The organism is Bacteroides sp. HPS0048, assembly GCF_964240755.1.
In the GTDB taxonomy this organism is placed as follows: Bacteria; Bacteroidota; Bacteroidia; order Bacteroidales; family Bacteroidaceae; genus Bacteroides; species Bacteroides nordii.
Map to the genome: position 1 here is coordinate 1 of NZ_CAXSVC010000060.1, position 14,891 is coordinate 14,891.

At 39.8% G+C, this 14,891-nt stretch carries 12 protein-coding genes; 4 read left to right on the forward strand and 8 right to left on the reverse strand.

Annotated features, from left to right (window positions below; translation table 11 throughout):
• Positions 1–955: 955 nt before the first annotated feature.
• Positions 956–1,975, reverse strand: a complete 1,020-nt coding sequence (gene holA, locus ACESQI_RS23730) for a DNA polymerase III subunit delta (RefSeq protein WP_373127344.1) — start codon at positions 1,973–1,975, stop codon at positions 956–958.
• Positions 1,976–1,987: 12 nt separating this feature from the next.
• Positions 1,988–2,764, reverse strand: coding sequence for an AMP nucleosidase (locus tag ACESQI_RS23735; protein WP_044166459.1), 777 nt, complete (start codon positions 2,762–2,764; stop codon positions 1,988–1,990).
• A gap of 62 nt (positions 2,765–2,826) precedes the next feature.
• Here ACESQI_RS23735 and ACESQI_RS23740 point away from each other — a divergent pair, with 62 nt between their 5' ends.
• Positions 2,827–3,282: a type I restriction enzyme HsdR N-terminal domain-containing protein gene (locus ACESQI_RS23740; RefSeq protein ID WP_002560185.1), complete on the forward strand. Its 456-nt coding sequence runs from the start codon at positions 2,827–2,829 to the stop codon at positions 3,280–3,282.
• An 81-nt stretch (positions 3,283–3,363) separates the two neighbouring features.
• Here ACESQI_RS23740 and ACESQI_RS23745 read toward each other — a convergent pair whose 3' ends face one another.
• The 5 genes from ACESQI_RS23745 to ACESQI_RS23765 all read right to left on the reverse strand — a co-directional run bounded on the left by ACESQI_RS23745 (position 3,364) and on the right by ACESQI_RS23765 (position 11,180).
• Positions 3,364–6,465, reverse strand: a complete 3,102-nt coding sequence (locus ACESQI_RS23745) for an efflux RND transporter permease subunit (protein WP_373127346.1) — start codon at positions 6,463–6,465, stop codon at positions 3,364–3,366.
• Positions 6,466–6,525: 60 nt separating this feature from the next.
• On the reverse strand, positions 6,526–7,647 hold the full coding sequence (locus ACESQI_RS23750; protein ID WP_234130551.1) for an efflux RND transporter periplasmic adaptor subunit: 1,122 nt from the start codon (positions 7,645–7,647) through the stop codon (positions 6,526–6,528).
• Positions 7,648–7,669: 22 nt separating this feature from the next.
• A complete protein-coding gene (locus tag ACESQI_RS23755; protein WP_195449171.1) occupies positions 7,670–9,064 on the reverse strand; it encodes an efflux transporter outer membrane subunit in 1,395 nt (464 codons plus the stop codon).
• Positions 9,065–9,249: 185 nt separating this feature from the next.
• The gene (locus tag ACESQI_RS23760) at positions 9,250–10,080 is read right to left on the reverse strand and encodes a zinc ribbon domain-containing protein (protein WP_007485657.1); all 831 of its coding nucleotides are present in this window, start codon (positions 10,078–10,080) and stop codon (positions 9,250–9,252) included.
• 5 nt (positions 10,081–10,085) lie between these two features.
• Positions 10,086–11,180, reverse strand: coding sequence for a Nif3-like dinuclear metal center hexameric protein (locus ACESQI_RS23765; RefSeq protein WP_234130552.1), 1,095 nt, complete (start codon positions 11,178–11,180; stop codon positions 10,086–10,088).
• 100 nt (positions 11,181–11,280) lie between these two features.
• Between ACESQI_RS23765 and ACESQI_RS23770 the strand changes: the two genes are divergently transcribed.
• The gene (locus ACESQI_RS23770) at positions 11,281–12,915 is read left to right on the forward strand and encodes a DUF4153 domain-containing protein (protein ID WP_373127349.1); all 1,635 of its coding nucleotides are present in this window, start codon (positions 11,281–11,283) and stop codon (positions 12,913–12,915) included.
• A 472-nt stretch (positions 12,916–13,387) separates the two neighbouring features.
• Here ACESQI_RS23770 and ACESQI_RS23775 read toward each other — a convergent pair whose 3' ends face one another.
• Positions 13,388–13,774: a VOC family protein gene (locus ACESQI_RS23775; protein WP_002560192.1), complete on the reverse strand. Its 387-nt coding sequence runs from the start codon at positions 13,772–13,774 to the stop codon at positions 13,388–13,390.
• 114 nt (positions 13,775–13,888) lie between these two features.
• Here ACESQI_RS23775 and ACESQI_RS23780 point away from each other — a divergent pair, with 114 nt between their 5' ends.
• Together ACESQI_RS23780 and ACESQI_RS23785 are read left to right on the forward strand one after the other, a co-directional pair.
• Entirely contained in the window at positions 13,889–14,320 is a 432-nt protein-coding gene (locus tag ACESQI_RS23780; protein ID WP_195659930.1) for an N-acetyltransferase, read from the forward strand.
• Positions 14,321–14,349: 29 nt separating this feature from the next.
• Positions 14,350–14,802 carry a hypothetical protein gene (locus ACESQI_RS23785; protein ID WP_002560194.1) on the forward strand — a complete coding sequence of 151 codons (453 nt, stop codon included), beginning with the start codon at positions 14,350–14,352 and terminating at the stop codon, positions 14,800–14,802.
• Positions 14,803–14,891 lie beyond the last annotated feature (89 nt).

Genomic DNA, 14,891 nt, shown 5'->3' on the forward strand with positions numbered 1-14,891 from the left:
GTGTAATATTACAATGTTACAATGATGATTTGCGTTTGTTATTTACATATGGTATTGCATTACAAATGTTATTATTAAGAATGTAAACCAAACATTTTACAGAAGTAAACAAATAGTATGAAAAATGTGATATATTCTCTTTCTAACTTTCCTTTTTCATAATAATATTTTCTTACGTAATTTTTATACTACCTTCTAACGGCAAATCTTTGCAATATTTCCGTATAAATCCTTGATTAAATTGTTTTTTTTAATTCTACAAGGACTATTTTTGATATAATATACTGTATAATAATGTTTTATGCCTTATTTCTCTCCTTCTAATATATTCTTAAATAGAAAATAGAGCATAAAATAATAGAAACAGGGATATTTATGATCAAAAAGTCAATACGCAAAATTTAGATTCTTCAAAATAGATAAAATACCGGAAATATGGGAAAATGGAGGTAATATAAAGTCTTTTTTCTGTATTTGCTCAGAGTATATTAAATCATCAAATATAAGATACTAGCCTGTTATATAGGTTTCTTTGGTCTGGTTTTTGATTTAGGCACATGCTTTTCCTGTTAATCGGATCATTAACATGTATGGGGTTCGCAGTCTACATCATGAAATAGGATTAAAAAAGTAGGGAGTAGAGTTAAAGAAGTAAAGATAATTAGTTGAATAAACAAAGAACTTGCTATTAATATAAAGCGTTTTGTAGGCTAATAAATGGTAGAAGTATAAGCAAAGAAAGAGTGGAAAAATACGGTGAAAATGATGATAAATACAGGTTCCCGGACTTAAAATAATGAGAGGTAATGTATAGAAACATTATCTCTCATTATACTGTATATCTATTTTCCATCCTTTTGATATCTCAAAAATAAGACATGAAAGGTCTTTTATATTTTTAAATTTCAAGAAGCGGTTGAATCTATCTAAATAGAGTCTTTCTTCTGTTATATTTTCAATGAAGAATTTTAAACACCAATTCACGAAGAATATCGCCATCGCTCATAGATGCATTGTTTATTCCTTTGGATTTTGCATCTGCATATCGTATTTCTCCAATGATTTGCATGGTCTTTACACCGTTGTAACGACGCATGGCAGTTAGATAATCGCGGGCGGCCCAAGGCGATTTCAAACCTAACCAAGAGGCAATCCCCTGTTCTGTTTTTTCGGGAGAATAGTAGGATAACATTAGATTTGAATAAAAATTGAATAGCAATGAAAGGGTCATTTGTATCGGATTAGTTTTCGGATTTTCCTCAAAGTATTTTATTATTTTATTTGCTTTAAGAATATCCTTCTCTACTAATGCACTACGTAATTCAAAGTTATTATAATCTTTGCTGATACCTATATTCTTCTCTATTTGTTCAGGCGTCACTCTCTTCTGGCCTGCGGGTAAGGTAATGATTAACTTTTCCAGTTCTCCTGTAAGGCGGCTTAGATCCGTACCCACAAAATCTGCAAGCATAGCCGACGCTTTAGGCTCCATGTCGATGCCTTTACGTTTCATGTATGAGTTTATAAATGCAGGAAGTTGAGAGTCTTTGATCTTTTTGGATTCAAATAGAATACCGACCTTTTCTACTTCTGCCGCCAGTTTCTTTCGTTTGTCCAATGTACCATGTTTGTGGCATATTACAAGGATGGTAGAGTTCAATGGTTTCTGAAGATAAAAAGAAAGCTCTTCCATATTACGTATTGCTTGTGCTTCCTTTACAATTACTACCTGATATTCGGACATCATAGGATATCGTTTAGCAGCATTAATAACCGTTGCTATGTCTACATCAGCACCATATACTACAGTCAGATTGAATTCTTTCTCGGTTTCACTCAATACATTGTCTATTATATAATCGGCTATGAGATCGATATAATATGATTCTTCTCCCATCAAGTAATAGATCGGGCGGTATTGCTTAGCCCTCAATTCTTTGAGGATGTCATCGCAACTAAGTTCTTGTTTTGCCATATATCAAAAGCCTTACCAGTCGAATTTCAAGTGTTTTACGGTCTTTTTCTCATCAATAATCATGCGTAGTGAAGCAATACCTATCTTCACATGTTCCTCGACATAGTTTTGGGTGACAATGTTGTCACTTTTATCGGTTTTTACACCTTCCGGAATCATGGGTTGGTCAGAAACCAATAGTAAAGCTCCTGTTGGGATATGATTGGCAAAACCACAACTGAAAAGAGTGGCAGTTTCCATATCTACTGCCATAGCACGGGTTTTAGTCAGGTATTTCTTGAATTCTTCATCATGTTCCCAAATACGGCGGTTGGTGGTATAAACTGTACCGGTCCAGTAATCACGGGCATAGTCGCGGATAGAGGAAGATACGGCGCGTTGCAGCATAAATGCCGGCAGCGCAGGTACTTCGGGTGGAAAATAGTCATTGGAGGTTCCTTCACCACGGATGGCGGCGATAGGGAGAATAAGATCGCCTATTTTATTTTTCTTATCGATCCCTCCACATTTACCTAAAAAAAGGCAGGCTTTAGGCTGAATAGCACTTAAAAGATCCATGATGATGGCGGCATTGGGACTTCCCATACCGAAGTTAATGATAGTGATGCCCTCTGCACTTGCAGATATCATGTTGGCATCACGCCCCAGAATGGGAACATTGAATTTCTCTGCAAATATTTCTACGTACTTGTTGAAGTTGGTCAACAGAATATACTCTCCAAAATCTTCCAGGTTACGTTTTGTGTAACGGGGTAGCCAATTAGCTACGATTTCTTCCTTTGTTTTCATAAGATTCATTAAATTTGTGCTCTCTTTACAGAGAGCCATTATTTAACTTACAAAAATACGAAATGTTATCGTTAAACTTGCCAGTATTTGATACTAAAATTGCGTCACGAAATGGAAAAAATGTTATTTTTGACGTAATTCGTAAACGATATGTTGCCCTTACACCCGAAGAATGGGTACGGCAGCACTTCGTTCACTTTCTTATTGCACATAAAGGATATCCGATGGCATTGATGGCTAACGAGGTGCTTCTTAACCTGAATGGAACGAAGAAAAGGTGTGATACTGTACTATATCGGAGGGATCTTACAGCGCGGATGATTGTAGAATATAAAGCACCGCACATAGAAATTACGCAAGCTGTGTTTGACCAGATTACACGTTATAACATGGTGTTAAAAGTCGATTATCTGATAGTGAGTAATGGAATGCAGCATTATTGTTGCAAGATGGATTATGAGAAGCAATGTTATGTGTTTCTTAAGGATATTCCGGATTATAATAATATGCCAATGTAATAATATGCCAATGTGCCAATTAGCTGCGTGGTGTTGATATAGCGCAGCAATTGGCACATTGGCATATTATTCATTGGCACATTATTTAAATCGTTCCTGCAATTTTTGCATCAGTTCATAGAAGTTTGGTATATAGACGGTAGCAAGTAAAGTATTCATTGCCATACCAAATACTACTGCAGCTCCCAAGGCGATGCGACTTTCAGCTCCTGCACCGGAAGCAAACAACAATGGCATAACCCCTAATACAAATGCAAATGACGTCATGAGAATTGGCCTTAGACGAACGTGGCCCGCTTCATAGGCAGCATCTCTGATGGAGTTTCCTTCTGCCCGGAAGTCGCGGGCGAATTCTACAATTAGAATACCATTTTTGGCTGAGAGTGCAATAAGCAGGATAATACCAATCTGGGTATAGATACTTACCGGTGTGCCCATGGCAAAGCAGCCAATCATCGCTCCAAGGAGTGCTACGGGTAATCCCATAATAGCTGCTACGGGGCTTGTCCAGCTTTCATATTGTGCGGCAAGTACAAGGAAGGCTACTAATAACGCCATGAGAAAAACAATTGTAGTAGTATTTCCTGCCTGCGTTTCCTGATAGGCTACAGAAGTCCATTCATAGCCATATTCCCCTCCTAATTGTTCGCTGATAAGTTCTTCCATCTGTTGAATGCCTTCGCCGGAAGAAAAGCCGTGAGCTACATTACAAGTTATGGCTGCTGTTTGATACATATTGTAACGGTTTATCTGGTCTTGTCCCAATTGCTCTTCTACTTTAGTGAAGGAAGAAAAAGGTACCATCTCCCCTTGCCTATTCGGTACACTTAGCTGTAACACATTGTCAATCACCTTCTGAGCTTGATCATTAGCCTCTATTTTCACTTGATAAATATGTCCGAATTGTACATAATCGTTCACGTAAGCAGCACCCATATAATAACCCAATGTGGCGAATACCTGATTAAGCTGAACACCCATAAATTGTACTTTATCGCGGTCGATATTCAGAAAATATTGTGGAACATTGGCTTGGTATTGGCTACTGACGGAAGCCAGGGCCGGTTTGCTATGGTAGTTTGCCATTAAGGTTGCAATGGCCTGTTGCATTTCTGTTGGACCCAGGTTACGGGTGTCTTCCAACTGTAGCTGCAATCCCCCGGTAGCTCCAAGACCAGGAATAGCAGGTGGAACCATGGCAAATATCTGTCCTTCCTGTATACTGTATGCCATTTCATTGAAACGTTCTACTACGGCAGCAGCGGTATGTTCTTTACCTTTCCGTTCGCTCCACGGTTTTAGAACGACGAAATATGTACCGCCATTACTTTCCTCTCCTCCCATTATGGAAAAACCGGAGATACCAATATAATCTTTCACTTCGGGATATGTATTAAGTATGGCATTTATCTGTTTACCAACAGCTTGTGTACGTTCCAGGCTGGCGGCAGGAGGTAACTGTACTACAGCAATAAAATATCCGTCATCTTCATCAGGAACGAATGTAGACGGCCATTTCACAAATAACAGTATGGCGATGGCGGTGAAAATACCATAAGAGATCAATGCTGTTCCGGGACGTTCGAGCAACCATTTAACAATGCGGTCATACGCTCCCTGGGTTTTGTCATATGCCTTGTTGAATCCTTTATAGATAAAGAAAGTAGATGGCTTACTCTTCTCCAAAAACAGAGCACAAAGTGCCGGAGTCAGTGTCAGGGAGTTGAAACCACTTAATACAGTAGATGCAGCAATGGTAAGAGCAAACTGCTTGTATAGTTGTCCGGAGATACCACTGATAAGTGTTGTCGGTATAAATACAGCCAGCAATACGAGTACTACACCGACAATGGGACCGGTAATCTCTCCCATTGCTTTTGTGACGGCTTCACGTGGGGAGTATTGTCCTGTTTCAAGAAGTCGCGATGAATTTTCTACCACCACTATGGCATCATCTACCACAATGGCAACGGCCAATATTAATCCAAACAGCGTTAGTGTATTGATAGAGAATCCAAGTGCAGCCATCACTGCCAGTGTACCAATAAGAGATACCGGGATGGTAATACATGGAATGATAACCGCTCTCCAGTTCTGAAGGAAGAGAAAAATAACAAGTACTACCAATAGAGTGGTTTCGAGGAAGGTAACAAGTACTTCGTCGATAGATTCATTGATTACGTCTGTTGTATCCAATGTCACGTTATACTCTACTCCTGAAGGAAAGGTCTGAGCCAGTTCCTGCATTTTGGCTTTCACTCCCTTGGATACGTCGAGGGAGTTAGAGCCGGGTTGTTGATAAATAGCAATGGCAGCTGTCGGTTTTCCGCGTAACTGAGAAACAACATTATAGGAAGCGGATCCCAGATCGATACGTGCCACATCTTTCAGGCGGAGCATCTTACCTCCTGTATCACTGCGAAGAACAATATTACCGAACTCGTCCGGTGATGAGAGGCGCCCTTTCACGGTCAAACTGTATTGGAAAGCATTGGCATTATCTTTTCCAATAGGTTGACCGACCGTCCCGGCACTTACTTCCATATTCTGCGATTGAATAGCCTGATAGATCTCTGCCGGAGAGATACTACGGATACGCATAGCCTCCGGATCGAGCCAGACACGCATGGAGTAGTCCCCTGCTCCCATTACATTGACAGCCCCTACGCCCGGAACACGTGTGAGTTGATCTACGAGGTTCAGCTTGGCGTAATTGGTCAGATAAAGTCCATTATACACCGAGTCTTTGGCACTCATGGTGAGGAACATGACGATGTTTGATGATTGCTTTTGTACGGTTACACCTTGTACAACAACTGGTTCCGGTAGTGATGATTGTGCTACACTTACCCTGTTTTGCACTTGTACGGTAGCCATATCCACATCCGTACCCACAGCAAAAGTGATAGTTAACGAATAGGCTCCTGACGAAGAGGAAGTAGACGACATATAGAGCATACCATCTACCCCGTTCACTTGCTGTTCGATAGGGATACCTACAGTTTGCGCTACTGTTTCGGCATTAGCTCCGGGATATACGGCGGAAACTTGCACCGTAGGCGGTGTAATGTCCGGGAATTGCGCCACGGGCAATATATTGAGTGTCACCAATCCTGCCACCACAATGATAAGCGCCAGAACGGTGGCGAATATGGGGCGGTTGATGAAGAATTTTGAAAACATGATGTTAATGATTAATGGTTAATGATGAATGATTAATGATAAACTGTCAATTATCAACTGTCAATTGCCAACTGCCTTTACTTTCATTCCATCCCTTACTTTCATCAGGGCTTTGGTGACATAACGTTCCTGTGGAGAGAGTCCGGTTGTAACCTGACGCAGGCTGTCTCCTATTAGTTGCCCTACACTGATATGGCGATAACGTACTATATTTGAATCATTTACAATATACACATATTTGCCAAGCTGATCTGTACCGATAGAAGCTGAATTGATTAGAACAGCTTCTTTCTGTTCTCCGTATGGCAGTGTAATGTTGACGTATAATCCGCTTTTCAGCAGGCCTTTCGGATTATCCAGATTGGCTCGGACTGTGAGTGTTCCAGTACTTAAATCCACGTTTGGAGACAGATAATCAAGAGTGGCAGGATAAGTCTGTCTGCCATCTTCCCCTAATTTTACAATAACCTCGCGAGGAAGTTCCGGTATTTCTTTACCGTCTTTAGAAGGGGCACTCATCAGCATTGAAAGCCATTGGTTATCGGCTACGTTAAAGTAGGTGTACATACGATTGTCCTTGTAGAGAGTAGCCAGTGTGGTAGGTTGTACGGCACCACTGATATAGCTACCTACATCTACTGTACTTCGACTGACGGTTCCATCAAATGGTGCATGAATATAGCAGTATCCCAGATTGGTGCGTGCTGTATTCAGTGCAGCTTCGGCATTACTGACAGCAGCTGTTTCTTCGGCTACGGAAGATTCTGCCTGTAATACTTGTATCCGGCTTACTGCATCGCTTTTCAGTGCTTCACGCATACGGGAATAATTATTGCGGGCGTATGTCAGCTGTGCTTGAGCTGTTTTAAGGGCGGCTTCGGCTTTCGTCACATTGTCTTTATAAATAGTGGGTTCTATGACGAATAGTAATTGTCCTTTTTTGACCCGGCTTCCTGGTGTATAGGAAGCTGATTGTAAAGTACCATTGACCCGTGCTACGAGGTTTACCGTCTGTTCGGTGGTTAAATAGCCCGGGTAATCTTTGGTAAGCGTAATATCTTTCACAAGCGGATGGGCTACGCTGACTTCGGGTACAGGCATAGCATCTGCGGTGGCTTTTTTCTTTCCCTGACATCCTATTAATAATGGTAGGGCGAGAAGGATATACAGTAATCTTTTCATTGTTATATAGGTTTTAGTAATTTTAGTTGTTCCAGCCTCCTCCTAATGCCTGGTAGAGGGCAATCAGTTGTAGCAGCGAATTGCCTCGTGCCTGTACTAACTGATTTTCGTAAGTCAACAGAGAACGTTGTGCGTCCAGTACATTCTGAAAGGGAGTGAGTCCTTGTTTATATAAATCGAGAGAGAGAGTCAATGTTTCTTGTCCCTGGTTACGTACTTCCCGCAAGGCCACTATTTGCTTGATAGAATTACGGTAAGCGTTCATGGCATTATCTGTTTCCTGTACGGCTGTCAATACAGTCTGGTTGAACTGATTTATTGATTCGTCCAATTGTGCACGGGCTAATTTGGTGGCATTTATCAGTTTGCCACCGTTGAAAATAGTCCAGCTTAGAGCAGGGGCTATTTCATAGGTGAAACTTTTATGATTGCCAAAGTCTCTGAGGTCTTTAGAGGCAAAACCGACGGAACCTTTCAGAAATACTTGTGGTAACCAGTCTGATTTAGAGGCACCCAACAAAGCGGCTTGTGCATTTACCTGACGTTCTGCACTGCGGATATCCGGTCTTCTCATTAGTAAATCGGCAGGTAGACCAACTCCGATGGGCTCCATGTAATCCGGCAATTCCCCTACCCGGTCCAATACGGGACGTACTTCCTGCGGATAGGTTCCGAGCAATACGGCCAATGAGGTAATATATTGATTGATACCCGATTCTAATTGTGGTATGGAAGCTTTGGTACTGTAGTATACTGATTTAGCCTGAGCTACATCGAGTTTGGATACCAATCCTGTATTATATCTTACTTCAGTGATTTTCAGTACGGTTGCTTGTGAAGTACAATTTTTCTCTACCACTCGTAACTCTTGTTGTAGTTCCCTCAAATTGATATATGCTGAGGCTACTTGTGCTGATAAGGAAACCATTACTGCTGTATACTCTTCTTTACTGGCGGCAAAAGTCTCTTTCTGCGCTTTTACCCGTTGTCGGATGCTTCCGAATATATCTAATTCCCAGTTCATATTGATAGAAGCATCATAATAATGTTGGGTTGTCTGTGGTATCTCACTGGTGTTGCCACTGGTTTGCTGACGTGTCCATCCGGCATTTATTCCAAGGCTTGGGAAAAAACTACTACGCTCCATACGTAGGTTTGCCTTTGCTGCATTCATACGGTCTATCGCAGTCAACACCGAATAGTTACGGTCTACAGCAATGGTTATCAATGAGTCAAGAGTCTGATCTCCGAAAGATTTCCACCACTGATCGTCTACAGGTAATATCTGTTGAAATACTTTTCCTCCCTCTTCCCAGGTTTGTGGCAAGGGAGTATCCAGATAACGGTTCGCAGTCTGCGCCGAGGCTACGGACGAAAGAAACAAAAGGAGCGATATGCTCCACGCTCGCATATTCATAAGTTCAGGTTTTTAAGAAATGAAAAGAAAACAACTAAAGTTTCAGTTTGTTTAGGGTGCCGGGAAGATTGTTCCTCACATACAGAGAAGTATGTAGGATGGTATAAAAGAAAAAGGTGGATAAATTGTAATTATACAATCTATCCACCTTTTAATAGGATATTAACTATTGAGAGAGCTGTTTTTTATTCAGCAGTTTTTCTTCTGATAGCTCTTTTGGCTGTTGGTGCCGGAGCTTCTTCTACCTTATGGCTAATTTCTACACCTGCCAGTTCCGGGTCAATCATAATACGTCCGCAGTATTCACAAACAATTACTTTTTTACGTGAACGGATATCAAGTTGTCTCTGAGGCGGGATTTTGTTAAAGCAACCACCACAAGCATCACGTTGAACGTATACAACGCCTAAACCATTACGAGAGTTTTTACGGATACGTTTGAATGACTGCAACAGACGTGGTTCTATTTTGGTCTCCAGATCTTTTGCTTTATCTCTCAACTTTTCTTCTTCCTGTTTTGTTTCAGAAATGATTTCGTCCAGTTCGCTCTTTTTCTGATCCAGGTCTTTTTGTCTTTCTTCCAGAGCAGCTGTGCTTTTGGCTACTTCTTCAGATTTCTCCTGTTCTTCGGCAGTAAATTCTTTGATTCTCTTCTCACAGAGCTCTATTTCGAGTGTCTGGAATTCGATTTCTTTTGTTAAGAAGTCATATTCGCGATTGTTGCGTACATTGTCTTGCTGTGATTTATATTTCTCTACAGAAGCCTTCGCCGCTTCAATCTCTACTCTTTTGCCTGCGATTGCTGCTTTAAGTTCGCTTACTTCCGCTTTGATTTTATCAATACGTGTACTCAAACCGGCAATTTCGTCTTCAAGATCCTGTACTTCCAATGGAAGTTCACCTCTCAAAGTTTTAATCTTGTCAATCTCAGACAGCATCGTTTGTAATTGGAACAGTGTTTTCAGTTTCTGTTCCACGGTCAACTCATTCGGATCTTTTTTTGCTTCTTTAGCCATTTTACTTATAAATATTTTATGGGATTTGTGTTCACTTTACTAAATTGGAGTGTAACATTAGGAAATAAATCCCGGATTATGGAATAAAAAATTTCTTTTGTATACTGTTCACTTTCATAGTGTCCTATTTCGGCCATTAGAATTTCTGCTTCATGCCCGAAATAATCATGATATTTAATTTCACCGGTAATGAATACATCTGCTCTGTTGCGAATAGCCAATGGCAGCAAGAAAGCTCCTGCTCCACCACAAAGTGCTACGGTTTGTATTTCACGTCCGGATAGTTTATTGTGCTTCAGGCAGCCTACTTCAAACGTTTTCTTGATACGTTTCAGGAATTCCAGTTCAGTTTCCGGAGTCTCCAACTCTCCTATTATCCCTGCTCCTGCCTGTTGCCAGGAATTCTGGAGTGGATAAATGTCGAATACCGGCTCTTCATACGGATGTGCAGTAAGCAAAGCACGAATCGCTTCTCCTTTCTTATATACAGGAAGAATGGTTTCAATTCTTATTTCTCTTTCATGATGAAACTCTCCGATGTTTCCACAGAAAGGACTGCTTCCTTCTAGTGCGCGGAATGTTCCTTCTCCTTCAAGATTATAACTGCATGAGTCATAATTACCTATATATCCGCATCCTGCGGAAAACAAGGCGTTACGTACTTCATCCGCCTGTGCGAATGGCACAAATGTAACAAGCTTAACCAAGCTATTCTCTTTCGGATCAAGTACGCGTACGTTCTTTAGTCCTATCTTCTCGGCTATCTTAAAGTTCACTCCTCCGGGAGCGTTATCCAGGTTGGTATGAGCTGAATAAATGACAATATCATTTTTGATAGCTTTCAGTATGCAACGTTCCACGTAGTCTTTTCCTGTGATAGACTTGTAGCCTTTAAAAATAAGGGGATGATGGGATATAACAAGGTTATACCCCATTGCAATGGCTTCATCGAGAATGGCTTCGGTAACGTCCAGACACAACAAAGCCCCTGTTGCTTCCGCATCTGTCAATCCGATTTGCAGGCCGGCATTATCAAATCCGTCTTGCAATGGCAGAGGCGCGAACCGTTCAAGGGCGCTTACAATCTCTTTAATTTTCATTCTTTGTAGAAAATTTGGTTGCAAATATAAGAAAAAAGCAGGGAATAAGTATGCCTTTTATCGTTTTTTAGTACATTTGGGGAAATTTGGAGGAGTACTTATGAAAATAAATCTATCAAAGGTTGGTGCGGATATCATTTCAGCTTTGAAAAAGTATCCGGTGGAAGCATTATTGGGCTTGCTATTTTTTGTATTCTTTTGTATTGAAGATCAGTTAAATTGGGAATCCTCTTCGGAGTTGATTAAGCATATACGGGATGTAATGTCCCTCTTTCCGGCCTTTATGGTACTGGTATACAGCTTGCATCAGCTTTTGTATCTTACTAAGGGCAGAATATTGTATTATTTGTCGGTATTACTGCCTCTACCCTTTCTTTGGGTTGATTTGAGTCACTTTGTATTTACTATTTCTTATACATTTACACTGATATTGGCATTTTTCATTCTGCTGGCATGTAAATGTAAGTGGGAGAATCTTTCCTTTGCCCGAAATTGTATGCAAACGTTTGTAAGTCTGATTTTTGCTTTCTTTATCGGACATCTTTTGGCGCTTGCTGTATGGGGGCTTTATTCTTCTGTGGTATACATCTTTAATATGGAGAGGTATGATTTCCCTGAGTATATTTATATGTTCTGTCTGTTTGTTGTGATTCCGTTGCTTTATTGCCATTTGCAGGAGAAAGAAAGTGAAGAGTATGCGACTCCCCGGTTTATGGAAATTATTATAAACTATATTCTTTCGCCGGCAGTGATTGTTTATACGGCAATACTTTACATCTATTTCATAACGATTGCCATTCATTGGGAGTTGCCTAAGGGAGGGATTGGGTATATGGTACTTGCGTTGGCCATTTTTGCAATGGCAGGGCATATGTTTCAGCTTCTTGTTTCCAAAAATATTTATGGGTGGTTTTATAGCCATTTTAGTTGGATTGCGATACCGCCACTTATTCTTTTCTGGGTGGGAACTATTGAGCGCATAACGACTTATAGCTTTACGGCATCAAGAGTTTACCTCTTCATATCCGGTATTTTGATGACATTTTATATCTTTTTCTTGTTTTCCCGGAAGATAGGAAACTATCAGTTGATGGCTGTAGTGAGTAGTATCTGTATTGTGATTTTGACTTTTATCCCTGGCATTAGTGCCCGAAGTATAGGCATTCATTCACAGAAACAGAGGTTAGAAAGATATATTTCCAGGCTTGATATGCTGGATTCTGTTACTCATAAGTTAAAACAAGGAGTCGTATTTAATGAAACTGATTCTTTGAGGTGGAAAGATGCCCGGGAACTGGAAGCATGTTATTCTTATTTAAAGGATGAAACAGGTTCTGATTATATGAAAAAGGAATATGGGGAATGCGACATTTCAACTAAGCGTAACTGGCATTACATGAGTCCTGTTTTTCCGTCAGGAATCAATATAGAAGGATATACTCGTTATTATCCTATGCGTACTTATGATAGAAAAGAATATATTAGTAAAGTAAAAGATGGAGTAATAACAATTCGGCGTGCATCTGATGATAGGGTGATTATAAGCCGTGATATAAATGCATATATGAACTCTCATCGTGTCTGGATGCAGAATGAGGTAGCCGATTCGGTAAGTTTGGGGTTATTTATCACTCGTAATGACTCTTGTATGCTTGTGCTTGATAATATAAGTTATGAAGAAGGAGCTACTATTCACTGTACCAGTGCATCAGTTGATGCTATCTTTATTAAATAATGCGAATCAGTAGTTGAAAACCATGTTAGTGGGATTTTGTTTATTTCTTCTCCGTTTTTGAGTGCTTCCCGCATGGGGAAGTACTTAGTGTTGTAATTAATTCAGAGATGCATGGGCTGCACGCAACAGAAAAAGAGCTGGTGTTGCATGGTAGAAAAATACTACAATTTTTATATTTGTAATTGCTTGATTATTAGCAATATATATGAACGCTTTTTTCTCTACGAGAAACGGGTCGAAACTCTACGGAGATCGGGGTGAAACTCTACGAGGAACGGGCCGATTCTCGTAGAGCAACGCATGGAGTGTTTCTGATATTTTACAAGACTTATTAATCAAGGGAAATCGGCCTGCTCTTATTGTATTAAAGTTTTACTGCAGAGTTTCACTGAGTTACACAGAGTACTATTTATCTGATTTATAACAATTAAAACTCGGTGAAACTCTGTGTGGCTCTGTGGTGAACTATATGCTAAATAGTAATCTCTACCAGGTTTCCATCCGGATCGAGGATAGCGCTTTCAAAGAATCCATCGCCCGTGGTACGGGGTTCACTGGCTACTACAAACCCATTGTGGCGCAAGCGTTCTGTAAGTTCGAGAACAGCTTCTTTACTACCTGCTGAAACAGAAAAGTGTGCCAAACCAATGTGTGGAATCTTGTCTGCCGGAGAAGTAACATCCGTTTTACGCATCATTTCGATTAAAGCGCCTCCTCCATCAAAGCTGATAAGGTAGGATTCGAAACCTTTTGCAGGATTTACGTACTTTTCATTACTTGTTCCATTGAAATAAGTAATGTAAAACTGTCTTAACTCTTCTAATTGAGTGGTCCAAAGTGCAATGTGATGAATATACATGGTTATTTTATAAATGGTTATTTCTCTTCTTTTATGAGTGTATAATAATGTAAATCAAGTATCTTTGCAAAGATAAATAAAGTTGAATACGAACCATTTGATTTGAATCAAAATATGATAAGAAGCTATAATTCTCAAGATACAGACAGGGTGATACGCATTTGGTTAGAAACCTCTATCTTAGCACATCATTTTATTTCTGCTATGTATTGGATTGAAAAACAGGAAGATATGCGGAATATTTATCTTCCGGAAAGTGATACATATGTATTTGAAGATGAAAAAACAAAGTCTGTGCAAGGTTTTATTTCGATGGTAGGCAACTATTTGGCTGCTATATTTGTAATACCTGAAGCACAAGGTATAGGTATTGGAAAGGCATTGATAGAATACGTAAAAAAGATATATCCTGAGATAACACTAAGGGTATATGCTAAAAATGAACCATCAGTGGCTTTTTATGAGAAACAGGGGTTCAGGTTTGTAGAGAAGCATGTAGAAGAAGAGACAGGCGAACAAGAGCTTGTAATGAAGTGGAATAGATAAGTATTACTAATATATTATAATTTAAGAAGATGAAGAAAATTTTATTTTTATTGTTACTGGTTATCACTCTCGGAGCTTGTGAGAGTGATACTGATTCAAATTGGAATAATCGCCCAGGTGGAGGTTCTAATGAAACTCAGAATTGGGATTCGTATACAATTACTGTTAAAAACTGGGAGCGTATAGGAGGTGTGAATGAAAATAATTCTTATTTTCGTTGTATCGTTGAAGATAAGTATTTAGATCAGTATATCTTTGATAAAGGAAGTGTCATGGTATATCTGATTCAATATGATGGTAATACGCCGGTCCAGACTCCTCTTCCTTATGTAATGTATTATGCTGAGGGAAATAAGAATTGGGCAGAAACGTTCTCCTATGATTATTCCGTAGGTTCGTTTGCTTTCTATGTGACTTATAGTGACTTTCTAACAGAAAATAATCCTGGAGAATGTCAGTTTAAGATAGTAATGCATTGGTAATATTAGGTGTATATAGGGATATTCAGTAAATGTCCCTCTTTCTTATAAATTAAGAGAACAGTTTTACTTTACGTGAGCTTTTCTCTTAA

Bases quoted from the DNA above. Each gene is read 5' to 3' on its own strand.
- holA (WP_373127344.1), bottom strand. From the start codon at position 1,975: ATGGCAAAACAAGAACTTAGTTGCGATGACATCCTCAAAGAATTGAGG.
- ACESQI_RS23735 (WP_044166459.1), bottom strand. From the start codon at position 2,764: ATGAAAACAAAGGAAGAAATCGTAGCTAATTGGCTACCCCGTTACACA.
- ACESQI_RS23740 (WP_002560185.1), top strand. From the start codon at position 2,827: ATGTTATCGTTAAACTTGCCAGTATTTGATACTAAAATTGCGTCACGA.
- ACESQI_RS23745 (WP_373127346.1), bottom strand. From the start codon at position 6,465: ATGTTTTCAAAATTCTTCATCAACCGCCCCATATTCGCCACCGTTCTG.
- ACESQI_RS23750 (WP_234130551.1), bottom strand. From the start codon at position 7,647: ATGAAAAGATTACTGTATATCCTTCTCGCCCTACCATTATTAATAGGA.
- ACESQI_RS23755 (WP_195449171.1), bottom strand. From the start codon at position 9,064: ATGAATATGCGAGCGTGGAGCATATCGCTCCTTTTGTTTCTTTCGTCC.
- ACESQI_RS23760 (WP_007485657.1), bottom strand. From the start codon at position 10,080: ATGGCTAAAGAAGCAAAAAAAGATCCGAATGAGTTGACCGTGGAACAG.
- ACESQI_RS23765 (WP_234130552.1), bottom strand. From the start codon at position 11,180: ATGAAAATTAAAGAGATTGTAAGCGCCCTTGAACGGTTCGCGCCTCTG.
- ACESQI_RS23770 (WP_373127349.1), top strand. From the start codon at position 11,281: ATGAAAATAAATCTATCAAAGGTTGGTGCGGATATCATTTCAGCTTTG.
- ACESQI_RS23775 (WP_002560192.1), bottom strand. From the start codon at position 13,774: ATGTATATTCATCACATTGCACTTTGGACCACTCAATTAGAAGAGTTA.
- ACESQI_RS23780 (WP_195659930.1), top strand. From the start codon at position 13,889: ATGATAAGAAGCTATAATTCTCAAGATACAGACAGGGTGATACGCATT.
- ACESQI_RS23785 (WP_002560194.1), top strand. From the start codon at position 14,350: ATGAAGAAAATTTTATTTTTATTGTTACTGGTTATCACTCTCGGAGCT.